Origin of the sequence: Paenibacillus sp. FA6 (assembly GCF_051550225.1) — a bacterium.
Taxonomy (GTDB): domain Bacteria; phylum Bacillota; class Bacilli; order Paenibacillales; family Paenibacillaceae; genus Paenibacillus_AQ.
On the sequence record NZ_CP188820.1, the window covers coordinates 46958 to 72633 of the forward strand.

Consider the following 25676-nt stretch of genomic DNA (forward strand, 5'->3'; position numbering starts at 1 on the left):
TGAAAGCGTTGTCAACATGATAAGAGTACAAATGATCATACTTGAAAAGGGGCGAGAAGAATTGAAGAAAAGAGCGACAATGTTGTTGACGGTATTGATGCTTCTGTTTGTAACGGCATGTGGAAACGCAGCGAACACGAAAGAAACGCAAGCTGCCACTACTGGAGGAGACAGCAAGAGTACTGAAACCGCTAAGAAGAACGTAACTTTACGGATTGCTTGGTGGGGATCAGACACACGTCATGAGTATACTCAGAAAGTCATTGATATGTACAAAGCTAAAAATCCGCATGTCAAAATCGACTTCGAGTATGCTTCCTTCGATGATTATTGGAAAAAATTAGCCCCTCAAGCAGCAGCTAATCAGCTGCCAGATATTGTTCAGATGGATGTCTCTTATATTAGCCAATATGCCAAGAATGGACGATTAGAGGATCTCAGTCCTTACTTGAATAATCAGATTCAATTAGCAGATGTTAGTGAGAATGTTCTGAGCACAGGAATCATAGAAGGGAAGCAATATGGTATTCCTACAGGTGTCAATGTGCTTGGATACCAATATGATCCAGCGCTCCTGAAGAAGGCCGGTATTGATTCTATTCCAGCGGACTGGGACTGGGATAAATATGAAGAGTTAGGACTAACGGCGGCTTCGAATAAACTTTACATTGATAACGGTATGGCACCGGACATATTCTTTAACTACTATCTTCGTACGAAAGGCTTGACTCTGTATAATCCTGAAGGTACAGCGCTTGGCTATGAAGATGATGCTTTGTTTGTAGATTATTTCGATCGACTTGCTCGTATGGTGAAATCAGGTTCTGCACCTGATCCAGGTGTGGTCAATCAATCAAAGGGAATTGTAGAAGAATCGGATATTGTAAAAGAAAAGGGTGTAGGAATTTGGCAATGGTCTAACCAATTTACTGGATTACAGACGGTTGTAAATCGTCCAATGGATTTCGCCCCAATGGTAGGTCCAGATATGGATAAAGGTCTGTATATGCAGCCAAGTATGTACTGGGCGGTAACTTCTAACTCGAAAGCGAAAGAAGAAGCTGCGAAATTTATTGATTTTTGGATTAATGATGAGGAAGCCAATCAATTGATCAAGGGAGATCGTGGAGTTCCAATTTCTAGCAAAATCAAAGAGTCATTGGCATCAGATCTGAGTGATCAGACGAAACAAGTATTTGAATTCGTAGCAGCTATGGAACCAAAGGCTTCGCCAATGAGTTCACCTCCTCCTGTAGGATCACCGGAAATCATTGCTATGTTGACGGATTACGCAGAAGAGATCAACTTTGGACAGAAAACAGCAGCAGAAGTTGCACCTAAATTTAGAGAAGCTGCGAATGCCATCCTAGCCAATAACAAGTAGAAGCAACAAGTAGAATTGAATATGATGTCTACTTGCCCGAACGATGCCTATTGAGATCGGAGGTGGGGGTTATCCATCTCCGAATTCAATAGATAATGTATGGGTTGTGGGTGCATCAGATCAATAGGGAGGCCTGGTATTGTGCGGCGGAATGGTGTGCTGAAATCGAATTTGACCGGATATGCTTTCATTAGTCCGTTTATTATAGGCTTTCTAGCCTTTACACTTATACCGATGTTTATTTCATTGTATTTATCCTTTACGAATTATAATTTATTCGCTTCGCCTAAATGGGTTGGTTTTGATAATTATGAAAAGATGTTCTCTAATGATCCGAACTATTGGAATTCCGTAAAAGTCACATTAATCTACGTGTTTCTAGGAGTCCCTCTCCGACTTATATTTGCTTTGTTTATTGCCATGATTCTAAATACAAAGTCTCGTATGGTTGGAGCGTATCGTACGATGTATTATCTACCTTCCATTATTGGCGGAAGTGTAGCGGTATCCATCATGTGGCGTAATATTTTTAGTGATCATGGAATTGTGAATAGTGTCATAGGTTGGTTCGGAATAGGCTCAGTACAGTGGTTCGGAAATCCTAACGCATCCTTGGTTATGCTGATCTCCCTATCTGTATGGCAATTTGGATCTTCTATGCTCATATTTCTCGCAGGGCTTAAAAATATTTCACCTGAAATGTACGAAGCGGCAGGAGTAGATGGAGCAAAACCGATCCGTAAATTTTTCAACATTACACTCCCTTTGTTAAGCCCCATTGTGTTATTTAATATGATTATGCAAACGATTAGTGCATTCATGACATTTGTACCTGCATACGTTATTTCTAAGGGTGAGGGTGGTCCAATGGGGGGGACGATGCTGTATTCTCTATACTTGTTCCGTCAAGCCTTTATGTTTAACAATATGGGGTACGCTTCAGCAATGGCTTGGATTATGCTCATTCTTATCGGAATCATGACAGGACTCCTGTTTATGACTTCTAAGTTTTGGGTCTTTTACGAATCGGAAGGAGGCCGTTGAGCGATATGGCATGGAGAAGATTCAAATGGCCTGTATATCATATTATAGTAGCAGCACTCGCAATTGTTATGCTCTATCCCGTTCTATGGATGTTATTCAGTTCGTTTAAAGAGAGTCGGATCATATTTCTAACAGCAGATACACTGTTTCCTGACAAATGGATTTGGAGTAATTATTCTGTAGGGTGGAAAGGAACTTTATATCCTTTCAGTAAATATATGATGAACACCTCGGTGATCGTTGTTATAGCGACGATTGGCGCAGTTATCTCGTCTTCGCTGATTGCATTTGGATTTGCACGTCTTAAATTTGTAGGACAGAAGTTTTGGTTTGCACTTATGATGGTAACTTTGATGCTACCAAGTGATGTAGTACTTGTTCCACAGTACATTATTTTTACGAAGTTAGGTTGGCTGAATACGATTCTACCACTTGTCGTTCCTTCGTTTTTCGGGATGCCCTTCTTTATATTTCTAATGGTCCAGTTTATAAGAACAATTCCTGGCGAATTGGATGATGCGGCAGCTATTGACGGATGTGGGAAGTTTCGATTGTATTTGCAAATCATTATGCCACTACTTAAATCATCACTGGCTACAGCGGCTATATTCTCATTCTATTGGCGGTGGGAGGATTTGCTCGGTCCCGTACTTTATCTCAACTCCCCGGAGAAATATACCGTATCGATGGCGCTTAAAATGTTCCTTGATAGTGAGTCTGCATCGAATTGGGGTGCGATGTTTGCGATGTCTGTTGTTAGTTTAATTCCAGTTATCGCTGTATTCTTTGTTTTTCAGAAACAGATTGTTGAGGGTATGACTAGTAGTGGTCTGAAGGGATAAGAAGGGAGATGTACGTAACAAATGAGTAGGCTCAATCAAGAATGGGCGTTTGATTTCGGACCTGGGATGCCAACAGAAGCCTATATTGGTGTATCACCTGATACTCGATATGATGATGAAACTGGATATGGATTCGAAGGCAATGGTCAAGTATTTGGTCGAAATCGAATGGATCAACAGGAGGAATCTTCAGGGTGGGAACATCTGCGACAGAGCTTCTGTATTCCTATGGGGATGAACTTTGTGGTAAAGGTTCCTGATGGAATATATCGCGTTACAGTAGAGATTGGAGATGCGCTTGCAGATACGTTGACCATCATTAAGGCAGGTGAAAGTAAATCGGTACTGCCATATATCTCGACTATTCGAGGGCAGTTCAAGGTGGCGTTGTTCACCGTCGCTGTTCATGATGGAAGGTTAGTACTTAGATTCTCAGGTGCAGCTCCACGTATCAATGTTGTGACCATATCTCCAACAGAAGAAACGCTAACATTATTTCTAGCTGGGGATTCGACAGTGACGGATCAACCGGCAACGGGCTATCCATATGCAGGTTGGGGACAAATGCTTCCGGCACTATTCAAGCATGATGTGCTCGTGGATAACCACGCGAAATCTGGGCGTAGCTCGCGTAGCTTTATTGAAGAGGGGAGACTGGACGTTATTGTGGAGAAAATGAGGGCAGGGGATTTCCTCTTCATTCAATTCGGCCATAATGATGAGAAAAGTGACCCCGATCGAGGAACAGAAGCTTTTACGACGTATAAGCAACATCTGAAAGTGTACATAGATGCTGCTAAGGAGAAGCAAGCTCGTCCCGTATTAATTACTCCTGTCCATAGGCGTTATTTTAATAATGACGGGGTACTTACGGACACGCATGGTGAGTATATAACAGCGATGAAGGAACTGGCAGTTGAAGAGGGTGTACCGCTGATCGATTTGGCGGCAGATAGTAAGATTATATTTGAGGAAGCGGGAATAGAGGGAAGTAAACAATACTTCATGTGGACATATCCCGGTGAATATTTGAATCATCCCGGGGGTGTAGAGGATAACACACACTTCCAAGAATGGGGAGCGTTACGTCTAGCGGAACAGGTGATAGATCAGATCCGTAAGTTAGATTTGCAACCCCTACGGATGTATTTACGCTAAATAGGTAAGAGGAAGTTCAAAAGGTGAGAAAGAGGGGAAAGAACATGGCTGCATTAGTATTTGATGAACAGGAAATTGCTAAGGTGATAGATCGTGTAGTGGATCGAACATTTAATATGGATTTCCACTGGGACTGGCCTGGAGGGGTGGCATTCTACGGTATATGTGAAGCCTATCAGGCAACAGGCAAGGTAGAATACCTAGAACGTCTAAAGAGTTGGGCGGATGAGAATATTGAAGATGGATTACCGAAGTTATCAGTCAACGGGGTATCCGTGGGACATTCCATGCTAACTCTGTATGAAGCGACTCAAGAGCAGAAATATCTAGATATCGCTATTGAAATGGCTGAGTTTCTGATGCATACAGCGGAACGATTCGGCGAAGGGATCTTTCAACATACAGTTAATTCAGTCCATGATGTATTCCCTGAGCAGGCTTGGGTGGATACGATGTTCATGGCAGGCTATTACCTGCTTCGCATCGGATATTTAACAGGAAATAGGGCTTATATAGAAGATGGATTGAAGCAGTACCATGGACATGAGAAATATCTTCAGGACCCAGGTACGAACCTGTATTATCATGGATGGGATCATCTTGACCAGAATCATATGTCAGGCATGTACTGGGCAAGAGGGAATTCATGGGCAGCACTGACCATGTCCAAGGCCTTGAAGTTAGTTGAAGTAACGCATCCTTCCTATATGATGATTGATGGCTCACTTCGGGATCAATTGAGTGCACTTGTTAGATTACAGTCTCCTGAAGGATTATGGCATACCGTTCTTGATGATGACTCTTCTTATCTTGAAGTGTCAGGATCAGCAGGGATTGCAACAGCCATTCTAATGAGAGGGCGCTTGTATAACAAATACACGCAGAAGGCGATCGATGGTTTATTAGCACGGATTAGGGAAGATGGAACGGTCACCGAGGTATCCGCAGGTACGGCAGTCATGAACGATATTCAAGGTTATCGTGAGGTGCCATATAATCGTATTCAGGGCTGGGGTCAAGGATTAATGTTATCTTTTCTTGCTGAACTATTACGGACGAAGGACAATTTATACGGCTGAGAACAAGGAGTGTTTATGATGAATCGATTAAGCGGGTTACATACTGAAGGACATGGAAGTAAGCATTGGGTCATACCTGATGGGTACATTCCGGAGGTAAGTCAAGGGATATTACAGAGTCATGAGAGCATTTGTGTACTGAATTCCGGGAACGAGGCAGCGGAACTCCAGATTACGATTTATTTTGAAGATCGGGAACCGCTTGAGAATATTACTGAGATCGTTGAAGCGCGCCGTACTAAGCATATTCGGACAGCTTCATTACAGAGTGTAGGAGAGCATATTCCTGTAGGTGTGCCCTATGCCATTCTTGTGAAGAGTTCTATTCCGATTATCGTGCAGTACAGTCGGCTAGATTCAACGCAAGCAGAGTTAGCACTGATGAGTGTGATGGCACATCCTATATCGTGAAATCAAAAGTTAAAGGCACTCCAAGAATACAAACTTGGAGTGCCTTATTTAAATATATGAAAGTAACAGCTTCATTAGAGTATCAAATGTTCAAGTAGCGTGAGCCAGTTACATGAGTCGGAAAGACTTCTCCGCTGCATCTATGGTCAGCTCGATATCTTCATCTGTATGAGCTATGGTAAGGAACCATGCTTCGTATTTAGACGGAGCTAAATTGATGCCATGATTCAGCATATGGCGGAAGAATGAAGCGAAGATTTCTCCATCTGTATTCTGAGCCTCTTCATAATTCGTAATCGGATGATTACAGAAATGGGTAGAGAAGGAACCACGAATTTGGTTAATAGTGAGTGGAATACCATGACGATCTGCCGAAGCCTGCAGACCATTAGTTAGCTTCACTGCAAGACGATTCATCTCTTCGTATACGCCCTCAGCATGTAGAACTTCCAAGCAAGCAATACCTGAAAGAATTGAAGCAGGGTTGCCTGCCATCGTTCCGGCTTGATATGCAGGTCCAAGTGGAGCAACTTGTTCCATAACATGCTTCCTACCGCCGTATGCACCAATCGGTAAACCACCACCAATGATTTTACCTAAAGCTGTAAGATCGGGTGCGATGGCATCATGATTGTGTAAATCTGCGAAGGTCTGAGCTGATCCATAGTGGAAGCGGAAAGCCGTGATGACTTCGTCATAGATGACGAGAGATCCATTATCATGTGTCATCTTGCAGAGCCCCTCTAGAAAGCCATCGTGAGGCATAACCATTCCAAAGTTACCTACAATCGGCTCGACCATAACAGCTGCAACATCATCGCCCCAACGTTCGAGGGCAGATTTAAGTCCGTCTAAGTCGTTAAAAGGCACTGTTATGACTTCTTGAGCGATACTTGGTGGAATACCAGCACTGTCTGGAATGCCTAATGTGGAAGGCCCCGATCCTGCGGCTACAAGGACTAGGTCTGAATGGCCGTGGTAACAGCCAGCAAATTTAATGATTTTGTTACGTTTCGTGTAAGCTCGTGCAACACGAATGGTTGTCATAACCGCTTCCGTGCCAGAATTCACGAACCGAACCTTATCCATAGAAGGGATAGCGTCCTTCAACATGATTGCGAGTTGAATTTCCCATTCTGTAGGAGCTCCATACAGTACACCATTCTCTGCTGCTTTAGTTATCGCAGCGGTAATATGGGGATGAGCATGTCCAGTAATAATCGGTCCGTATGCTGCAAGGTAATCAATATATTTATTGTCATCAGCATCCCAGAAATGAGCTCCCTTAGCCCGTTTCATAAAGACAGGCGCTCCTCCTCCGACAGCTTTGAAAGAGCGGGATGGGCTATTAACGCCACCCACAATATGCTTCAAAGCCTCGTTATATAATTGTTCGGATTGTGTACGTTTCATCATCTGCTAAACTTCCTTTCAATCAGTAATCGATCCAACTTGTTCTTTATCAGTTACAGTCTCTACTTCTACAACAGGCGGATTTACAATGTCTTGTACATATTGCTGTAACTTCTCTAAATTTTTCACGGTAATAACAGACGCACCACCAATGGTTTCTTCACCGAGCATATTCATTGGAGGAATTTGTTCGCTGCCCGACATCTTGCTCTGATATCCGATGTTCGCTAGTTTCCACATATCACTGATATCCAGGTTAGTGTCAACAAATGGACTAACCTGTTCTAGAATGGATGGAAGCTTCATTATCGAAGTTGTACTTTTCATTTTATCAGCGACTGCCTTCAGGAAATCACGTTGTCGCCCTGTGCGAGTGAAGTCAGATAAGGCATCGTGACGGAAACGGACATACTGTAACGCCATATCTCCATCGAGATGCTGTTGACCCTCTTTGAGGTCGATATCATATTCGTGTTTATCAGCTTTACTGCTATATTTCATATTCTTTTCCACATAGAAATCAACACCGCCTATGGAATCGACCAGTTTAATAAATCCCTGAAAATCGGTATAAACATAATACTGCACGGGAATACCCAGAAGATTGCTAACGGCTTTCATAGCTGTATTAGGACCATGCGTGATAGCTGAATTAATTCGGTCACTTTGGTGATCAGGGATCTCGACATAAGTATCTCTCAAAATGGAAAAGAGATGGATGCTTTTCTGCACAGGGTCTAATGTTGCGACCATCATACTGTCTGAGCGGGGGACCTCACCATCCGAAACGCCTCGACCATCCACACCCATGATCAGAATACTGACGAGTTCCGTCCCTTCCCATTTGGGAGGTTCTGGTGCCGCGGCCTCAACCTGTTGCAATTGATTAAATGGAGAAACATCTCCCTCCTTTTGCAATCCTTCTAGACCATTGTAAATAGATGTGAAATAATATACAGGGTAACTGATCGCTGCAAGTATGAGAATAGCAAGAACCCACCAAATGGTTCTTTTCGTTTTCTTAGTCACGAAGCTTCTTCCTTTCAATAACTTCAAGTAATAAGTACAATTTTCGACATCAAAGGAATCAATCTATTATATTATAATTTTTTTAGCTGATACAATCAATTTAATGTGTAGAATAATGACATATGAAGGGGAAGATTATAAATGGAATCATTGGAATTAGGCTGCGTTGCGCCAGAATTTACACTTGTGGCTTCAAATGGGGAAACAGTGTCGCTTAGCGACTTTCGCGGACGTAGGGTTGTGCTATACTTTTATCCGAAGAATATGACGCCCACTTGTACGCAGGAGGCTTGTAACTTTCGAGATGCGAATTCAGCAATTGAAGACTTGGGTGCGGTCATTCTTGGAATCAGCCCAGATGAATTAAAGTCGCATCAGAAGTTTGTAGAACGTAATCAACTCTCATTTCTTTTATTGTCGGATACGGAACACGCTGTAAGCGAAAGTTATGGTGTGTGGCAGCTCAAGAAATTGTTTGGGAAAGAGTATATGGGTATAGTACGCTCTACTTTTCTTATTAATGAAAAAGGAATCCTTGTGAGAGAATGGCGTAAGGTTAAAGTAGCTGGACATACAGAAGAAGTATTAGCAGCACTACAATCCGAGTAATAACTAATATCAAATGTATGATAGCAGATCAGCTGACATGCCTATATGGCAGCACTGCTCAGCTAATTTGTGTATCTGCTTATGAAATTTCCTTGAAATGCCGTATGAATTTTTTTCCATATGATTATATTTACATGGATAAAAAAGGTAAATCATGAGTGATAGTCACAATTCACATTTAGAGAATATAAAATGAAGCATTTATGATTGCCACGGGGTTAGCAGTAGTTGCTCTATTCTTAGCATTCTTCATCAAAAAAACGAAACCCGCATTAGAAATATCACAGGATGAAGTGAAACAAATGAAGGGTGTGCTTAAGCATTTCCATTAATTGAGACTAGAGTAGCTGGGAGTAATAGATGAACGGGCAATCCGAGAGATTTACACTTTGAAGAAAATAAGGTGTTTATCTTTCGGTCTTTTTATTTAAAAAAAAGCCAGCATCTTAGGGATTTAAGATGCTGGCTTTTTGATCTTTTATGTTACAAGGGGGAACACACCACTTCATCCACAATCCCATAGGATTTAGCTTCTTCAGCAGATAAGTAATAGTCTCGTTCCATATCCATTCTTATCTTCTCTAGGGATTGACCAGTCTTTTCAGCATATAAATAATTCAGTTGATCCTTTATTTTTAGAATACGTCGTGCGGTTATTTCAATGTCTGTTGCTTGACCTTGTGCTCCGCCCAAAGGTTGATGAATCATAATTTCGCTGTGCTGTAATGCAAGTCGTTTACCTTTATGTCCAGCTAAGAGCAGTAATGATGCAGCGGAAGCAGCAAGTCCTGTGCATATAGTTCTGACTTCAGGTTTGATAAATTGCATCGTGTCATATACTGCGAAAGCAGCTGTAACGGAACCACCAGGACTGTTAATGTACAGAGAAATATCTTTGTAAGGATCATCTGCTGCTAGAAAAAGAAGCTGTGCAACAATGTTGTTAGCCGTAGTGTCGTTAATCTCCGATCCTAGAAATACAATGCGATCTTTCAGTAGACGAGAATAAATATCATAAGATCTCTCTCCGTGAGAGGTCTGCTCAACAACATAAGGTATAATACTCATTTTGGACCCTCCTAAAATTTTTGCGTAGCAAAAATACTTCGAAAGCATGGGTGTTAAAGTTTTTTGAAGAAAAACTAACATCGTAAGCAAAAGTTTAGGCTGCCATTTGGATTGGCGATAATGATTGAAACTTTATGCAGACCGGTGAACGGGATTCTTTGTTTACACGTTTCTGTATGGTTGGTTCACTAATGGCAATAATCAGTTCTTCTAGAACGGTAGGACTCTCATATTTAACAGCTTGGAGCAGCCGGTTTTTAAACCAATCTCGAGAAATGTTGAGCCAGTGGTGACTAAAGTCTCCGGGATGGTCTTGGGATTTCTGGCGAGCCCGATACAGGAGTGCTTTGACTGCTGTTTCCTTGATCTGTAGTCTATTTGCGATCTCAGACAATGAATACATGAAGCCTTCCTTCATAACGAACGCTAACAGTTGCTTGGGAGTTAACCTCTCCATTAGCTGTTCCAACCCTTCTTGAAGATCTTCTGAGCTCTGATCTTCATGGCCACATTCATCTATTGGCCCTAGCTGTAACTTAGACTTTTTGCGCAACTCGTCAATCCATGAATTTCGCGCAATGGTACGCAGTAGGGGCATGGTGATATTGGGTTCGCATTTAGACGCATAGAAGGATAATGTCTTAGCGAGGGTCTCTTGTGTTAAATCGTCAGCGTCCCAACGATTATTAGTGATGGAGAGACAGTGTTTTTGCAATATTGTATATAGATCTTCACATTGTGTCTTTAGTTCAATTTGTGTTTCAATTTTTTTTTGGATTAACATGTTAATCACTCCTTCAAGGCCTATATTTATATAACGTATGAGAAGGGTGGAAAGATACGCCCTCGATTTATTTATAATAAAATAAAGTGAAAAGGAGCCTTACATATATACCCTGTAAGGCTCCCTAAGTATGTGCAAAGTCTATGATGAACGTTCAACTTTTTTCTTGCTTTCTTTAACGAACACAGTGTGTCTCACTTTTTCACGGAAGCGATAGATGATCAACATAAGTACGATAATACCGAGTGCTAAGAAGATCCAAAGAGAATATAACTCTACTAAATGGAACACGACGGACCATTGTGGACCGAATATTTTACCGAGACCCAGAAAGAGAATGACCCAGAATAGTGCGCCGCTATAGGCATATAAGGCAAACTTACGAAAGGGGAGAGCATTCAATCCGGAGAAATACCCAGTGAAATGTCGTACACCTGGAATAAAGTAGCCGATAAAAATAAGACCATGCCCGTATTTACTAAACCATATTCTTGTTTTTTCTAATTTGCGAGGAGATAGGAATAACCACTTCCCGAATCGGTTTATAAAGGGTAAACCTGCTTTTAGACCAATGAAATAGGTGATAGTTATACCGATAGTCGTACCCAGAAAGGATAGAATTAGAAGCCATCCAAAATGAAGCGTACCCAGATAGGAAAGATAACCTGCGTAGGCCATCGTTGTTTCCCCAGGAAAGGGAAGAGCGATGAATTCTAATAATAAGCCTATAAACAATACTAGATAACCATGCTCCTCGAAAAGAAGATGAATCCAACGAAGTAATTCCAATTTACTCACTCTCCATATAAATTACTACTATAAATAAATACTCTAGTCTTTTTTTATAAACTCCGCCATATAATCTATCAGAAAAGTTCATTTCATAGAAATGGTGGAGGTTGAATTTATGATTAAACAATGGTTGATACTTCATAAACACAAGATTCGTGTCCTGCTCATGATGATGTTAATGTCTGTGGTGATCCTATCAGTGCAGTTGCAGCAAGATCATGTCCTACCACTTGATATAACGTTCGCTGATAACAAAAGTTCGCTATCCTCATTATCTAAGGGGCTATCAACATCTTTGGCAGATCATAAACCTATAAATTATCATATAACTAGCTCCCCAACCATAGAGTTACTGTCTTCAACAAAAAATGAGGCTAAAATATCACTTCCACCCAAAACAGTGTATCTTACATTTGACGATGGACCAAGTAAACTTACAGGTAAAGTGCTTGATATTTTAAAAGAATCGAACATTAAGGGGACATTCTTTGTATTAGGTGAACAAGTCCATCGCTATCCTGAATTCATCACGAGAATAACGGAAGAAGGACATGCTCTAGGTAATCACACGTATAACCATAATTACGAAGAGCTATATAAGGGATTCTCTCCATTTTGGAACCAAATCAAACAGACTGAAGATGAGATTAGTCTCATTACAGGCTTCCGACCATCCTTAGTGAGGGCACCTGGAGGAACAGCAGGACATTTCGATGATACTTATTTCACTCTATTGAAGCAAGGTGGGTATCAGGTAGTAGATTGGAATGTGGATAGTGGTGATTCGAAGCGAAGAGGTGTTCCAGCCCAAGAGATTATTAAAGGTGCGACGACGGACATCCATAGTGATCAGATTATTGTATTGATGCATGATGGCAGTGGGCATGAAGAGACCGTAAAGGCACTTCCTGAAATTATTACTTACTATCGGGATAAAGGATATAAATTTGATATTCTGACTCCGGAACTTGAGCCGGTTCAATTTAAAATTACTGAGAGCGCACGGGCTCTTAAACGTCAACAACCTAGTCAAGAGTGGACGGCTACAAATGTTGCACCTAATTCTACGCTCTTCTCCAAAGGGAAACGCTTGGTGATGGAGATAGGTAGAATGGAGACGGATTTCAAATATGGAGAATATCGGCTCACTGAAGGAAGAATAATGGTTCCGCTTCGAGCAACGATGGAAAAGTTAGGCGTTAAGGTGGAATGGGACGGCGAGAATAAGCTGGTTAGGATGAATATGGGGATGGAATCCATTCAAATGAATGTGGTTACAGGTCAATGGATCAGCAATAATCGTATAATGAATCAGGTCGAACGGACAATGAATGTACCAGTCCAGTTAAGCGGGGATACACTTTGGGTGCCGCTTCGTGAATTACTTCAGGCCTCAGGGTATGCGCAGATCGCAGTCAGTATGAATAAAGTAGAATGGCGAGTAACAACAATAGACAAGTAAGAGGAAGTTCAAAAAGAGAACAGCTCAACATCGTAATCTATGAAAATAATTCAATGGATGTCTATGATCCTTCTTTCATGGAAATAATAGTGATAGATTTCTTGGAAATCAATCCATGAGGAGAAGAGAGGTTATCATATTGTCTACTCCATCTATGAATCGCAAAGATATTGCGCCAGAGCTATTAGATAGAATGATCTCAAGAGTAAGTACGGTTATGGTAGGCAAAGAGTCTGGGATCCGCCTTGTGCTGATATCGATGTTAAGTGGTGGACATGTCCTTCTAGAGGATGTACCTGGTGTGGGTAAAACGATGTTAGTTCGTGCTATTGCCGCCTGCATGGGTGGATCTTTTGGACGTATTCAATTCACATATGACCTTATGCCTTCAGATATTACAGGTATTTCAGTATATCATCCCAAAAGTGGTCATTTCGAATTTAGGCCAGGACCCATCCTGTCCAATGTAGTATTAGCAGATGAAATTAACCGTGCATCTCCACGAACACAGTCGGCTCTGCTGGAATCGATGGAGGAGAAGAAAGTGACTGTTGATGGTACAACCTATCCATTACCGCGACCCTTCTTTCTAATGGCAACGCAGAATCCACTTCAATTTGAAGGGACATATCGGTTACCTGAAGCACAGCTTGATCGCTTTCTTATGCGCCTCAGTCTAGGATACCCAAGCCCGGAGCAGGAGATGGATTTATTATCACGGATGCAGATGACCCATCCGCTGGAGCGGGTGAAACCTGTGATTATGGTAGAAGAAATGGAGGCAATGCAGAGGGAAGTGAGAACTGTGTTTGTTGATGATTCTATCAAACAATTGCTAGTATCCATTGCGCATACCTCTCGTCGGCATCCTAAACTTAAGCTTGGGATCAGTCCACGTGGGACGTTGGCTTGGATGGTGGCCTCACAAGCAGCAGCCTATATGAATGGAAGAATGTATGTAACGCCAGATGATATCAAAGAGACTGCCATTGCTGTGCTTTCCCATCGCATGATAATTCATCCGCACAGCCTGATGGCGGGCGATAATGGTGAAGAGATTGTGTTGGATCTGCTATCTAGAATCAGTATGTCTCCGAATCGAAGTCGGAATGGGAGCCGACCATGAGAGTCAAGCTACAAGAATGGCTGATTGTTGTTGCGTGGTCGGGAGCATTAGTAGCGTTATTTAAGTGGTATGGGGGGGCATCGGTGTGGTTCTTGATCATGCTGAGTGCGACCTTTATATTGGGAGGTCTTGTCCTTCAACTGTTCGGTGCTCACCATATTGAGATACAACGACATATTAATCCTGGACGACTAACTATGGGAACAGAAGTTGAAGTAGAGGTGAATATTCAATTTCGATCTATTCTTCCACTTCCATGGATGAGTGTCACAGATTATTTCACCGAAGGAAGTTATAGCAACCTGTTATTTCCAGGTTGGCGTCGATCCTTTACCTATACGTATTATCTACAGAACATTCCAAGAGGAATGTTCACTTTTCAAAGCTGCCAGGTGGAATGGGGTGGGCTATTTCGTTATTTCAAGAACAGTCACATATTACCTTGTGAAGACAATATTATTGTATTCCCTTTGCCTACAGTCATTTCTTTGGAAGAAGGATGGACAAGCAAGGATATCGGGGAAGGTGATCTTGAGGGATATCAGCAACGCCGACCGACGAGTCATTGGGGGCAAGAGGTTCGTGATTATACCGCAGGAGATCCACTGAGTAGAGTTCATTGGAAAAGTTCAGCTCGGCTGGGACGGTTGCAGATCCGCCTCCCTGAGGACGAAGTGGATCATGAGCTATGTATCATTCTGGATCAGTCACCAGGGAGTTATATGGCTACAGAATCTGGAAATAAGACTGGAGAGGACGTTGTAAGGGATTCATTTGAATGGGCCATTTCTATCGCTGCGGGTCTGCTTCAGACGGCAAATGAAGAGGGGATCCAAGTAGAGTTAATTAACGGAAGCAGGTTCCCGTCCACTCCGACGGTCTCATCCGTCTCTAACCTAACCACACTTGCTGTTATAGATTTAGATGGAACAAACAGAATATCTCAGGTGTTGGAGGAAGAGGCGAGCCGTTTACGTCATGGAACTAGACTTACTATCGTTACTGGACGTTTAGATAAGGAGCTTACACGGACGGTAGCAAGCATTCAGGATAAAGGATTAAAGTTAGATATTTATTCAGTTCATTCCCCTACTTCGCTAACAACCTTCAAGGAAGCAGAGGCAGAACGAATAAGCCAAGACATGCTTGCTAATTCACTCATCACTCTTGGAGTTAGGTTATTTAGGTTAAATGTTGCTTCTTCAGGGTTGAAATATACTGTGGATGCTGTTTCAAGTAAGGAGGTAACAAACCATGATGGTACCTATACAGAACACAGACAGCGTTATGTATAATCCGATGGTGGTCACTTCCCACAGAACCAATAGCTCTTTTCAAAAGTCTCGAAAAGGGGATACACTTCTATATCGCATGTTGCTAACGATACCACTTATGGGTTTGTTAACGGAATGGTTGTATCCGCTTCAATCTATTTACGACGGATCTTTAAGTGTTTCGTTAATAAATGTATTGTATGGTCTCACAGCATTGTTGTTACTTGTGGGGATGTTTCGTTGGAAGCATCGGATAAGTATTCCGTTGTATATAATCCTAACGATTGGGTCATGGGTATTTCTTTTTGAACAAGATAGAGGCCTTGAATCTTTCTTATCCTATGGGGCGATTGCACAACAGGATATAATGACCGTTATACAGGAATGGACCCTTTCGACAGTGAGTGCTGAGACCCGAACATTGATCCTTATTATAGGATGGGGTCTGCTCGTTTCAACGGTACAATCACTAGTTCTTGATCGTTCAAGCATAGGGCTGTTTGCTATGGCTACTGTAATCTATCTATTGTGTCTAGAAGCAGTGCTTGGATTAGACGTGTATGCAGATATCATCCGTTCTGCCTTCCTCCTTATGGTTCTTGTTGGGGGCCTATCTTTATCTAGACACCGTGAACAATCATCACATTCATATGCACTTCGTAACCGTCGTTATGTGGGGTGGTTTGTTTCTGTTTGTATGGTAACTATAGTCGCCGTGGGTATAGCTTGGTTGGGGGGAAGAGTCATCACTGTGGAGCCTGCTCAGACAAAGGTTGTTCAATCTGGTGTGACGACATTAGAGGAGTGGTTAGGCATGAAGATGAACCAAACATCTTCAAAGTCAGCTGTGACAGGGTATGGTGCAGGGGAGGGGGATATGGGTATACCTCTAAAACCTTCAAATGAAATTGTATTTACAGCAGAATCACCCATTCCTTCTTATTGGAGAGGAGAATCCTTCGGATATTATGATGGACGCCGTTGGGCTGAGCCACAGGTGTACTTTCATGCGATTGATATGAAGGCGCAACTGCGCAAAAGTATCTCCTCGAAAGAAGAAAAGACAGAATCTATCGTTCAGACCATAAGATTTAATCCATCTATGACAGATGAATTTCCGCTGTTTAGTGGAGGAGATGTAGATCGGATTCTAAATATCACGACTATGAACGGAGAAAGGCCAGTGTATTTGTTACATGATGACATGTCGGGTACGATAAAATACCCAGCTGCCTCCGGATCAAGTCCCGTTACGAGTTATCAGGTGGAAGTCACCCCTTCAGTAATTAATGCGAATTCATTACGCGAAAGTACTGGTTCTGATCCTGATTCAGTATCTCAACGTTATCTGCAATTGCCAGAACAACTTCCGTTACGTATTAAAGAACTGGGTGAAGAAATAACATCAAACACGATCAATCGATATGATACGGCACTCGCAGTCGAGTCCTTTTTGCAGAACAATTATAAGTATTCTCTCGATACTAATGTACCTCCAGCAAATGAGGATTTTGTTGATCATTTCTTGTTCCAGACCAAGATGGGATATTGCAATCACTTCTCCACATCGATGGTTATTCTTCTTCGGAGTCAAGGTATTCCATCTCGACTAGTGAAAGGGTATGCACCTGGGACGCTTAAGAGTGGTAGTCAAAGTACATATGTTGTAAGATCGCTGAATGCTCATTCATGGGTAGAGGTGTATTTTCCTCAAATGGGATGGATACCGTTCGATCCAACTCCGGGATTCTCTATTCAGGAAGGGAACTCAGAACTTCCTATAGTAGCTAATCATGACACAGAAGGTGATGGTATAAGGGAATCAGTAGGTGATTTCTATACTAACACGGTTCAATTCCTTGGTAAGACATTACGGAAGGCAGGAATGATCATATCTGAATCAGGGTATCGGGTTCTAGGGTTGATCTTTGTGACAATACTAATGATAGCGTGTGTCAGGAGTGTTTGGAGGAGTCGCAGAAACCTATTTCTATGGCGACTACGCTTCATTACCCGAAGCACGTTTCCTCAGAAGGAACAGTTGTTGAAAGCGGCTTGGGTCGTTTGGGCAGAGGTCGGACGTCGATTTGGGCCAATACCCATGGGGACTACAACAAGAGAATATATCCATTCTCTTAAGGATGAGAATTTGCAGGAGGAATTACTTCAGTTTGTTGAACAATGGGAAGTAATCGCTTATGATGAAACATTCCTTAATCGTGCACACAGTATCACCTTTTTGCAACGATGCTCACAACTGGCTCAATCACTGTATAACTAACTGTTCTAACTTTCTTGACGGTATGATTTATCGTTGCGTATAATTAACATCAATGAATTGAGGGAGGCACATAATGAATAAACCAAATGAAATGATTGTAGTCCTAGATTTCGGGGGTCAATACAATCAGTTAATAGCACGCCGCATCCGGGACCTGGGTGTATATAGCGAGTTGTTACCTTACAACACACCAATGGAGAAGATTCGTGAGCTTTCTCCAAAGGGAATTATATTCTCAGGTGGACCTTCTAGTGTTTATGGAGAGAATGCACCACATGTAGATCCTGCTATTTATGATCTGAATCTGCCGATCTTTGGTATTTGCTATGGTATGCAGCTTATGGCGCATCAGTTGAACGGAAAAGTAGAGCGCTCTTCCAAGCGGGAATATGGAAAAGCAGATTTACTATTCGAAACAGAGACTGAACTTCTAAAAGGTCTGGAACTGAAGCAGACGGTGTGGATGAGTCATGGAGATCACGTTGTGGAACTTCCTAATGGCTTCCGTTTGGATGCAGGTACTGAATCTGCACCTATAGCAGCGATGAGTAACGTTGAGAAAAATCTATATGCGGTTCAGTTTCACCCAGAAGTTCAACACTCTGTGCACGGTAACGAGATGATTCGTAACTTCCTTTTTGAAGTGTGTCAATGTGAAGGTAAATGGACGATGGAATCTTTTATAGAGAATACGATTGCGGATATTCGGAGACAAGTTGGTAAAGAGAAAGTGCTATGCGCATTATCTGGTGGCGTAGATTCTTCCGTTGTTGCGATTCTATTGCACAAAGCAATTGGCGATCAATTGACTTGTATGTTCATCGATCATGGTCTACTTCGTAAAGGTGAAGCTGAAAGCGTAATGGAAACATTTGTGGGCAAATTCGATATGAAGGTTGTAAAAGTCGATGCTCAAGAGCGCTTCTTAGGTAAACTGAAAGGTATAGATGATCCTGAGCAAAAACGTAAAATTATTGGTAATGAATTTATTTACGTATTCCAGGAGGAGTCTGATAAATTTGATGACTTCAAATATTTAGCTCAAGGCACTCTTTATACAGATATCGTAGAGAGCGGCACAGCTACTGCACAAACGATCAAATCACATCATAATGTCGGTGGATTACCTGATGATATTAAGTTTGAGCTAGTAGAACCATTAAGCGCATTGTTCAAGGATGAGGTACGTAAAGTCGGTAAAGAATGTGGATTGCCAGAAGAAATCGTATGGCGTCAACCATTCCCAGGTCCAGGTCTTGCGATCCGTGTCCTTGGTGAAGTAACAGATGAGAAATTGAAAATAGTTCGTGATTCCGATTGGATTCTGCGTGAGGAAATTGCCAAAGCGGGATTAGATCGTGAAATTTGGCAGTACTTTACGGCCCTTCCTAACATGAAGAGTGTAGGTGTCATGGGCGATGCTCGCACCTATTCTTATACAGTAGGGATTCGTGCAGTTACTTCAATCGATGGTATGACAGCTGATTGGGCTCGTATTCCGTGGGATATACTTGAGAAAATCTCCGTTCGTATCGTAAATGAAGTAGATAATGTTAACCGTATCGTGTATGACATTACCTCCAAGCCACCTGCAACGATTGAGTGGGAATAGAAAGTTAATGCCGATGAGATTAATCGCTTGTAAACCCCTGATACATAAGGGTTTATGGCATTATCATTGGTGATATTCCGCGTACACCTGCAACAATTGAGTGCAAAAAATTACTCTCTTTTATCTGCGTTGTTTAGCAAATAGAAGGGGGTATTTTTTTATGACTAAAATAAATGAACTTATTGATGATTTTAGATTAAATCAAGAAATACAAGGTCGAGCCAAGGAGTATATCAAAATTTGTTTGTATCGATTGAATAGATGGGGGGAATTTACTGTTGGAGTGTTAGGTGTGACTGAAGCTGAAGAAGTTATACCACTTCATATCAAAAGATATATTCAGGAGCGTCAACGTGTCGGAAAAGAAGTAAATAGAACAATTAATAATAATTTAGCGACTATGAAAGTATTTTTTCAATATCTTGTCGATGAAGAATTTATTGATGAACAAGAAAATCCAATGAGAAGGATTAAAAATCTCAAGGAAGAGAAAACAATCGTTGTCACATTTAATGACGATGAAGTATCACGTATAATAAATGATCTCAAAGAAGAAACGTATTCCAATGTTCGTGACAAGCTGATTCTTATAATGCTCTTTGACACTGGTATAAGGGTCTCTGAGCTATGTGACATTAAAATTAATGATATAGCTAGGAGACACATTCTGATTCATGGGAAAGGTTCTAAACAGCGTTTGGTGTACATCAGCAATATCATGCGTAAGTACATGAGAAGATTCGAGGTATTAAAGCTGGAACGATTCAAAAAAAGACAGCAGGACGAAATTGAGGATTACTATTTCCTAGATCAATTAGCTGTAAGATTGTCCCGATCACGTATTAATAAGATTTTGAAAGAACATTGTAATAATGCTGGTGTGAGAAAAGAAGTCCGATGCTCTCCACATGATTGTCGTCATTACTTCGCACAGAAGCAGTTGAGAAATGGAATCGACATTTACAGTTTGAGTAGACTAATGGGACATTTCGATACACAGATTACTTCGAAATATCTGAGGGGATTGGAGCAAGATGACATACTTGAGATAGGACGTGTCCATAGTCCATTAAAAGAGTTGAAGATAAAACAGAATATAAACAAAGATATTTAAACTTAATATTGATGGATACCAGTACGTTGGTAAATACTTTAGTCATGAAAATGATTGGTGTATACTATTCCTTATTAAATAGATGAAGGGGATTAATTGTATGCGCCTGAGAGACTCTATTTTGGGCTTTAAGCGTCTACATCTACTTGGCTGACACTTTATCTAATGGAGTGTAATAATGCGTAAGGGATAAGCTCAAAGCCTTTAAAATGACATTGTGATACAATAAACAACCTCTATCGTGATGATAGGGGTATTTTTAATAGTATATTTATTTTTTTGTTCGATGCTAGGAGTGTCTCAGAACAATTAGATTTGTAAGTCCCCCTATACATTACATCTGAAGGTTATAAGATCACAGCATCACAGAATGTGTACACAAGCTCCAGTAACCACTTCTAAGGTTGTGGGCAGTCCTAACCAAGCAATCAGTCATCTATTATAATTGCACGGCTATGAGAGAAGCAGGAAGGCTCTATTACATGAGGGGGATGTTGGTTGTTCAAAATTAGACCGAGACGGTGACGGAGTAGGTTGTGAGTAATATTTAGGAAGTAATTCAATGAAGGGAATCGTTGATAGATTCGAAGGGAATTATGTGATAATCGAGATTGATGGTCAAACAAAGGACGTTAATAAATCAGAGGTAGATGTATCCGTCAAAGCTGGAGATGTCGTTGTTTTTGTGAATGGAGTATGGACTACTGATGCAACAGAGACTAAACAACGAGAACAGCATATTAAGAAGCTTATGAATGATGTGTGGGAAGATTAATCAATCAATATGATTAGGAGTGCTGTTATGGATTTTAGTTCATCAATTGCTTACCGTAGATTTCTTAATGATTTCTATAATGAGTTCAACACTAAGTATTTCAACGATGTCATTGATTTCCTTGAGGTAGATGAAGATCATACTTTTGACCAATATTTAATAGAAACCGAGGTTAAACTTGAGATCGAAGCGGAATTTTCTTATGTTTTGACTGCCATTACAAAAGAACTGGATTTGATGTTGTTGGATTCGATTGATATTGAATATAAAAATGACACTCAAATCAAGGTGTATGAAGCTGTTGTTAAAATGATTAAAGTAAAACTGAGGGATTTCATTTTGGACTCTTCAGCGTACTATCATTTGTCAGCAAGAATTAACTAATAAGGAATATGTTTATATTGAGGACGGAATGGTTTCATCTATTCAGGAGCTGAGGATATATGTAGTAGATTTATTATAGAGCGATGACAAAAGAAAAAGTAATCCGCCCCACCCTAACCAAGTGAAGGATTACTTTTTTTGAATAAAGAAGATTAGCCCAACGCATTGTGTACTTGTCCTCTTGTCTTATTATATTACTTTAATGTTTTAAAGATATCAACGAACAGATGTATAGTCGAATAAAGATAACGTCTTAAACTCACTATCAAAAAACTCAACACTAAGGTGTTTGTCCCTGAGGATGAAAGTAATATTGAGCATTTGCGGATTATCAGTTCACAATCAAATGAAGAGCATGAACACAAAAAAGAGGGCGAAGTATGCCCTCTAAATTTATTGTAGACAAGTATATGTTAATAGCTTATGATTGTATTTTACATATTATTAAATAAATATTACCATACATAATAAATATATCATAATAGATAGGTAATAGCAATACTTTTTTTATAAGAATTTTAAGAGAGGAGTTATATGAAACTATGAAATTAGTGTTTGCATCTAATGATGACGTTGTTTTGCAAACAGATAAAGAGAAATGGGAGCATTACGAGTTGAGCAAAAAAAATAGAAAACTTAGTTTTTACATTAAGAATGCAAAGCGATTGAAATTTGATGTTAGTGCAGAATATTTGAGTGATATTACCAAGAAAAAAGGTGGAGTATATTTCTTTTATAATAGAAAAGGGTTTCTACGAAATATTGGTCAAGCACATGAATTGCATTATAGAATTTATCAAAAGTTTTATGGTAAAGTTGGCGGTTCAATTGCAGATGAACACTTCTATAGATTCTATTATTCCTTTAAAGCCTATTACATTGAGTGTTGGATAGATAGATTGCTATGTGAATTGTATTTTATAAATACTAAAAAGCCATTCCTGAATTATCAAGATGCGTTTTATCCTGATAGAGTATATAAAACTCTTACAAAAGCATTTAAGGAAAAAGGTAATAAAGCAGTAATTGAATTAGAGTATTTATTCAAAATTGTAAGTGGTGATGATGATTTATCCAGATGTTAAAGGAGGAATATTAATGCAAATAACAATTGAAGATAATGCAATTATGTATATTTATCTAAAATCTTCTGAGAGATATGAAAAGGTTGGTAAATTAATTTCAGATGTGAGGTGCGGTCTCCTTTACGACGGCTCCGACAATCTGATAGGTATAAAGGTTTTCAATGAACGTACTAACGATGGCAATGGACTTATTGAGCAAATCGATCTACCCAATGTTGGTATTATAGATATGCCAATCTACAAATCTAAAATCTCTAAATCTGAATCTGATATTACTATATTGTTCGATACTGATTCAATTATTCATCATATCAGAGAAGATGAATGTAACATTGATCTATGTGATGAAGGGATTTATGGTATAGAACCAATCCCATTCACTTATATAGGTGGTAAGGAAATTATAAAGCCGTTTATTATAAGAGACAAACCATTAACACTGACTAAACATGTATAATGTGGTTAGACATTGTTGGGGTAACATGAGTATAGAAACTCCTTTTTTTGTGTAATACAAGACTCGTATGATCGAGCCTTATACCCATAGAGGTATTATGGCAATAAGGTAGGGTGCTATCAAGTGTCATTTTCAGCAAACTAATTGTATCTGGACATTCAAAATGAAACTAGAATTAATGGGAATTATTGATTGCCATCATTTAGTCTAAAGCAACTAACAAGATATACATGAGAGGGTTTTGATAGATTTGAACAATATTTTTGTGGATAACGACGAACTAGGACTATATGAGGACGATTTTATTGACGATAATTATGCGAAGGAATATGGCGATCTGTATCTGAGCAAAATTAAGAAATTGAGGGAAACGATTACACAAACAAATGCAGATGAAACTTCTTTTAGTGTATTCAGCCTAGAAGCAGGACTGGGAAAGAGTTTACACACACTAAAAATTATTGATTCAATTCTTGATGATTGGGATAATTCGTTGTCCTTCTTAATTGTTCGTAACTTTAGAATTGACATAGAGCAAAGCGTGAACCAACTAGAAAAACACAATAAAGGACTTCATACTAATGTGTTAGGCATAACGTTCGAAAATTGGTCTGAGTGGCAATTTAATCTCGATAAGCTAAAAGATATTCGTGTCCTTATTATCAGCCACCAGAGGTATAAGAACTTATGTCTTGATGATAAATATAGACAAGCATTTATGGAAAATAGAGAAGTGCTAATCATTGACGAAAAAATACAATTCCCTATCTATACATTTTCTAAAATCACGTATGATGAGACTCGTTCTCTACTCCATACAGGCGTTCAACAGGAATATGATAAAGTGTGTAGTGGGCTTTTAAAGGAACTAAATAAGCAAGAGATTGAGAAGAACAAGAACAAGGTAGTACGTTGTGAACCAAGGATTCACCCTAAAACACTTGGGAATTTTAAGAAGCATATGGAAGTGAATATTGAAAATGAAAGGAACATGAAACACAAAAACAAATTAAAAGAATTTATGGCAGGATTAGAACAGTGGTATTCAACCAAATGTCTTTATAATGGTGGCAACATATCTACGTTCAATAGAAATCATAAATTATGGGGTTTGAAAAATAATATTATTCTTGATGCTAGTGCAGGGATTGATGGGATTTATAAACTTGGTAACTTTAATCTTGTTGGACAGGAAAGAATTGTTGACCACAGCAATTCACAGTTCACAATCATCAAATTTAATTCAAGTAAAAGTAACTTACAAGATAATCAAAGTAAATTCAATCCTGAAATTTGTGAAAAGATTAAATCTAACCATAAGCCCCACGATCAGACGCTAATCCTTTGCCATAAGGAAAATTACAAAGCCATATTAGAACAGCTTTACAAAGCAGAAATAACGAAAATAGGCATTGGTGATGACTATAATGGTGAAAATTTTGCAATCAACTGGTTTGGAAATCTTATAGGGAAAAATGAATATTCCAATTTCACTCAATGTTGGATTATTGGCACACCGAACATACCCTATGAGCAATATCTAATCCATTATATGATGTATAAGCAATCTGATTTGGGTAAGAAATCAACTGATATTCAACTTGGCAGATTCAAGAATGACGAATTTAAGGCTGTACAGATTGGCTATATATCATCAGGAATTTATCAAAGTATTAAACGAATCCAACGAAATGAAAGACCACAGGGTGAGTTCTTTTTAGTTAATGGAGACCCACAGATCGTGTCTATGGTACTGAGCCAAATCAAAGGCACTGACAATGTTAAATCCATGGATATGGACTTTGTACAAAAAGGTAAAGGTGATAAAAAAAGAGATATAATTGATAAATTTGTGGATTACGTATACGGTTTGCCTAAAGGAATGTATAAAAAGAAGGATATATCTGAAGCGATTGGAATTACAAACAACTTTAACAGAGTATTAACAGACGCAAGGGTTCAATCGTTGTTACCTATTACTGAAAATAGACTCGGACTCGGTATTCTAAAGATTCATAATAAGCAAATTGAAAAGCTAATTGATCCTGATAAAAAAGATAGCGATGTGACGATGTGAATGAATTTTAATATAAACAAATAGAAAATAATAAACGGATCAAGTAATCATTTCTTTATTATTATATAGATACGATGATGACTTGGTCATAAAGTATAGTAATATTATTAGATTTATATAAAGATTTTCAAAAAAGTTATGGCATAGTTTTAGCCTAAAAACGTGAAGAATCCCAGTGAGCGTAAGCGAACGATTATGGAGCGGAAACAGCGAAGCTTTTTCGTTCCCACAAAGGCTTTGCGAAGCAAGGTCTGCGTGAGCAACACCGTAGCGAAGCTAGGGGTCTACATAGGGAAATATTAAAATATATAGTTTCGCTTCAATCAACAAAAGTGGGGATGCTAGAACCAACTACTTGTATTCACTTTGTTCTGACTCGCTACGCTCACAAAACAAAGTGAATAAAGTACCTGCCG

The 25676-nt window shown here is 39.9% G+C and carries 24 protein-coding genes; 19 read left to right on the top strand and 5 right to left on the bottom strand.

What is annotated here, in order from left to right; all coding sequences use genetic code 11:
* Positions 1-61 precede the first annotated feature (61 nt).
* The 6 genes from ACP8HI_RS00305 to ACP8HI_RS00330 all read left to right on the top strand — a co-directional run bounded on the left by ACP8HI_RS00305 (position 62) and on the right by ACP8HI_RS00330 (position 5918).
* On the top strand, positions 62-1384 hold the full coding sequence (locus ACP8HI_RS00305) for an ABC transporter substrate-binding protein (protein ID WP_438351656.1): 1323 nt from the start codon (positions 62-64) through the stop codon (positions 1382-1384).
* Between the two features lie 141 nt (positions 1385-1525).
* Positions 1526-2428, top strand: coding sequence for a carbohydrate ABC transporter permease (locus ACP8HI_RS00310; protein ID WP_438349179.1), 903 nt, complete (start codon positions 1526-1528; stop codon positions 2426-2428).
* A 5-nt stretch (positions 2429-2433) separates the two neighbouring features.
* The gene (locus ACP8HI_RS00315; protein ID WP_438349180.1) at positions 2434-3270 is read left to right on the top strand and encodes a carbohydrate ABC transporter permease; all 837 of its coding nucleotides are present in this window, start codon (positions 2434-2436) and stop codon (positions 3268-3270) included.
* A 21-nt stretch (positions 3271-3291) separates the two neighbouring features.
* Positions 3292-4428 carry a rhamnogalacturonan acetylesterase gene (locus ACP8HI_RS00320; protein ID WP_438349181.1) on the top strand — a complete coding sequence of 379 codons (1137 nt, stop codon included), beginning with the start codon at positions 3292-3294 and terminating at the stop codon, positions 4426-4428.
* 44 nt (positions 4429-4472) lie between these two features.
* Positions 4473-5507, top strand: coding sequence for a glycoside hydrolase family 88/105 protein (locus ACP8HI_RS00325; protein WP_438349182.1), 1035 nt, complete (start codon positions 4473-4475; stop codon positions 5505-5507).
* Positions 5508-5522: 15 nt separating this feature from the next.
* Positions 5523-5918, top strand: coding sequence for a sensory rhodopsin transducer (locus tag ACP8HI_RS00330; protein ID WP_438349183.1), 396 nt, complete (start codon positions 5523-5525; stop codon positions 5916-5918).
* 108 nt (positions 5919-6026) lie between these two features.
* Here the strand turns inward: ACP8HI_RS00330 and ACP8HI_RS00335 are convergent, their stop codons facing one another.
* Positions 6027-7331 (bottom strand): glutamate-1-semialdehyde 2,1-aminomutase, encoded by a 1305-nt coding sequence (locus ACP8HI_RS00335; RefSeq protein ID WP_438351657.1) that lies wholly within the window; start codon positions 7329-7331, stop codon positions 6027-6029.
* Positions 7332-7349: 18 nt separating this feature from the next.
* Entirely contained in the window at positions 7350-8360 is a 1011-nt protein-coding gene (locus ACP8HI_RS00340) for an LCP family protein (RefSeq protein WP_438349184.1), read from the bottom strand.
* 141 nt (positions 8361-8501) lie between these two features.
* Between ACP8HI_RS00340 and bcp the strand changes: the two genes are divergently transcribed.
* The gene (bcp, locus tag ACP8HI_RS00345) at positions 8502-8969 is read left to right on the top strand and encodes a thioredoxin-dependent thiol peroxidase (RefSeq protein ID WP_438349185.1); all 468 of its coding nucleotides are present in this window, start codon (positions 8502-8504) and stop codon (positions 8967-8969) included.
* A gap of 483 nt (positions 8970-9452) precedes the next feature.
* Here the strand turns inward: bcp and clpP are convergent, their stop codons facing one another.
* From clpP to ACP8HI_RS00360, 3 genes are all read right to left on the bottom strand, one after another.
* A complete protein-coding gene (gene clpP, locus ACP8HI_RS00350; RefSeq protein ID WP_438349186.1) occupies positions 9453-10037 on the bottom strand; it encodes an ATP-dependent Clp endopeptidase proteolytic subunit ClpP in 585 nt (194 codons plus the stop codon).
* 94 nt (positions 10038-10131) lie between these two features.
* Positions 10132-10821 (bottom strand): sigma-70 family RNA polymerase sigma factor, encoded by a 690-nt coding sequence (locus tag ACP8HI_RS00355; protein WP_438349187.1) that lies wholly within the window; start codon positions 10819-10821, stop codon positions 10132-10134.
* A gap of 141 nt (positions 10822-10962) precedes the next feature.
* Positions 10963-11610, bottom strand: a complete 648-nt coding sequence (locus tag ACP8HI_RS00360) for a DedA family protein (protein WP_438351658.1) — start codon at positions 11608-11610, stop codon at positions 10963-10965.
* A 118-nt stretch (positions 11611-11728) separates the two neighbouring features.
* On the opposite strand from ACP8HI_RS00360, the gene ACP8HI_RS00365 reads away from it, so the two are divergent.
* From ACP8HI_RS00365 to ACP8HI_RS00420, 12 genes are all read left to right on the top strand, one after another.
* On the top strand, positions 11729-13075 hold the full coding sequence (locus ACP8HI_RS00365) for a polysaccharide deacetylase (RefSeq protein ID WP_438349188.1): 1347 nt from the start codon (positions 11729-11731) through the stop codon (positions 13073-13075).
* 154 nt (positions 13076-13229) lie between these two features.
* Positions 13230-14201 (top strand): AAA family ATPase, encoded by a 972-nt coding sequence (locus ACP8HI_RS00370; RefSeq protein ID WP_438349189.1) that lies wholly within the window; start codon positions 13230-13232, stop codon positions 14199-14201.
* Positions 14198-15496, top strand: coding sequence for a DUF58 domain-containing protein (locus ACP8HI_RS00375; protein ID WP_438349190.1), 1299 nt, complete (start codon positions 14198-14200; stop codon positions 15494-15496). The genes ACP8HI_RS00370 and ACP8HI_RS00375 overlap by 4 nt, the downstream gene beginning before the upstream one ends.
* The gene (locus tag ACP8HI_RS00380; protein ID WP_438349191.1) at positions 15456-17756 is read left to right on the top strand and encodes a transglutaminaseTgpA domain-containing protein; all 2301 of its coding nucleotides are present in this window, start codon (positions 15456-15458) and stop codon (positions 17754-17756) included. Before ACP8HI_RS00375 ends, ACP8HI_RS00380 begins: the two co-directional genes overlap by 41 nt.
* Before the next feature lie 73 nt (positions 17757-17829).
* Positions 17830-19368: a glutamine-hydrolyzing GMP synthase gene (gene guaA, locus ACP8HI_RS00385; protein WP_438349192.1), complete on the top strand. Its 1539-nt coding sequence runs from the start codon at positions 17830-17832 to the stop codon at positions 19366-19368.
* 160 nt (positions 19369-19528) lie between these two features.
* On the top strand, positions 19529-20482 hold the full coding sequence (locus tag ACP8HI_RS00390) for a tyrosine-type recombinase/integrase (protein ID WP_438349193.1): 954 nt from the start codon (positions 19529-19531) through the stop codon (positions 20480-20482).
* Positions 20483-20927: 445 nt separating this feature from the next.
* A complete protein-coding gene (locus tag ACP8HI_RS00395) occupies positions 20928-21026 on the top strand; it encodes an excalibur calcium-binding domain-containing protein (protein WP_438349194.1) in 99 nt (32 codons plus the stop codon).
* A gap of 18 nt (positions 21027-21044) precedes the next feature.
* Positions 21045-21257, top strand: coding sequence for a DUF3006 domain-containing protein (locus ACP8HI_RS00400; RefSeq protein WP_438349195.1), 213 nt, complete (start codon positions 21045-21047; stop codon positions 21255-21257).
* Positions 21258-21284: 27 nt separating this feature from the next.
* Positions 21285-21641: a hypothetical protein gene (locus tag ACP8HI_RS00405; protein WP_438349196.1), complete on the top strand. Its 357-nt coding sequence runs from the start codon at positions 21285-21287 to the stop codon at positions 21639-21641.
* 542 nt (positions 21642-22183) lie between these two features.
* Positions 22184-22726 (top strand): hypothetical protein, encoded by a 543-nt coding sequence (locus ACP8HI_RS00410; RefSeq protein ID WP_438349197.1) that lies wholly within the window; start codon positions 22184-22186, stop codon positions 22724-22726.
* 13 nt (positions 22727-22739) lie between these two features.
* Entirely contained in the window at positions 22740-23183 is a 444-nt protein-coding gene (locus ACP8HI_RS00415) for a hypothetical protein (RefSeq protein ID WP_438349198.1), read from the top strand.
* Positions 23184-23448: 265 nt separating this feature from the next.
* Complete coding sequence (locus ACP8HI_RS00420) at positions 23449-25260, top strand: hypothetical protein (RefSeq protein WP_438349199.1); 1812 nt, start codon at positions 23449-23451, stop codon at positions 25258-25260.
* The last annotated feature ends 416 nt before the right edge of the window (positions 25261-25676 follow it).

Coding starts and splice junctions, on each gene's coding strand:
- ACP8HI_RS00315 (WP_438349180.1), top strand. CDS start 2,434: ATGGCATGGAGAAGATTCAAATGGCCTGTATATCATATTATAGTAGCA.
- ACP8HI_RS00320 (WP_438349181.1), top strand. CDS start 3,292: ATGAGTAGGCTCAATCAAGAATGGGCGTTTGATTTCGGACCTGGGATG.
- ACP8HI_RS00325 (WP_438349182.1), top strand. CDS start 4,473: ATGGCTGCATTAGTATTTGATGAACAGGAAATTGCTAAGGTGATAGAT.
- ACP8HI_RS00330 (WP_438349183.1), top strand. CDS start 5,523: ATGATGAATCGATTAAGCGGGTTACATACTGAAGGACATGGAAGTAAG.
- ACP8HI_RS00335 (WP_438351657.1), bottom strand. CDS start 7,331: ATGAAACGTACACAATCCGAACAATTATATAACGAGGCTTTGAAGCAT.
- bcp (WP_438349185.1), top strand. CDS start 8,502: ATGGAATCATTGGAATTAGGCTGCGTTGCGCCAGAATTTACACTTGTG.
- clpP (WP_438349186.1), bottom strand. CDS start 10,037: ATGAGTATTATACCTTATGTTGTTGAGCAGACCTCTCACGGAGAGAGA.
- ACP8HI_RS00355 (WP_438349187.1), bottom strand. CDS start 10,821: ATGTTAATCCAAAAAAAAATTGAAACACAAATTGAACTAAAGACACAA.
- ACP8HI_RS00365 (WP_438349188.1), top strand. CDS start 11,729: ATGATTAAACAATGGTTGATACTTCATAAACACAAGATTCGTGTCCTG.
- ACP8HI_RS00370 (WP_438349189.1), top strand. CDS start 13,230: ATGAATCGCAAAGATATTGCGCCAGAGCTATTAGATAGAATGATCTCA.
- ACP8HI_RS00375 (WP_438349190.1), top strand. CDS start 14,198: ATGAGAGTCAAGCTACAAGAATGGCTGATTGTTGTTGCGTGGTCGGGA.
- ACP8HI_RS00380 (WP_438349191.1), top strand. CDS start 15,456: ATGATGGTACCTATACAGAACACAGACAGCGTTATGTATAATCCGATG.
- guaA (WP_438349192.1), top strand. CDS start 17,830: ATGAATAAACCAAATGAAATGATTGTAGTCCTAGATTTCGGGGGTCAA.
- ACP8HI_RS00390 (WP_438349193.1), top strand. CDS start 19,529: ATGACTAAAATAAATGAACTTATTGATGATTTTAGATTAAATCAAGAA.
- ACP8HI_RS00400 (WP_438349195.1), top strand. CDS start 21,045: ATGAAGGGAATCGTTGATAGATTCGAAGGGAATTATGTGATAATCGAG.
- ACP8HI_RS00405 (WP_438349196.1), top strand. CDS start 21,285: ATGGATTTTAGTTCATCAATTGCTTACCGTAGATTTCTTAATGATTTC.
- ACP8HI_RS00410 (WP_438349197.1), top strand. CDS start 22,184: ATGAAATTAGTGTTTGCATCTAATGATGACGTTGTTTTGCAAACAGAT.
- ACP8HI_RS00415 (WP_438349198.1), top strand. CDS start 22,740: ATGCAAATAACAATTGAAGATAATGCAATTATGTATATTTATCTAAAA.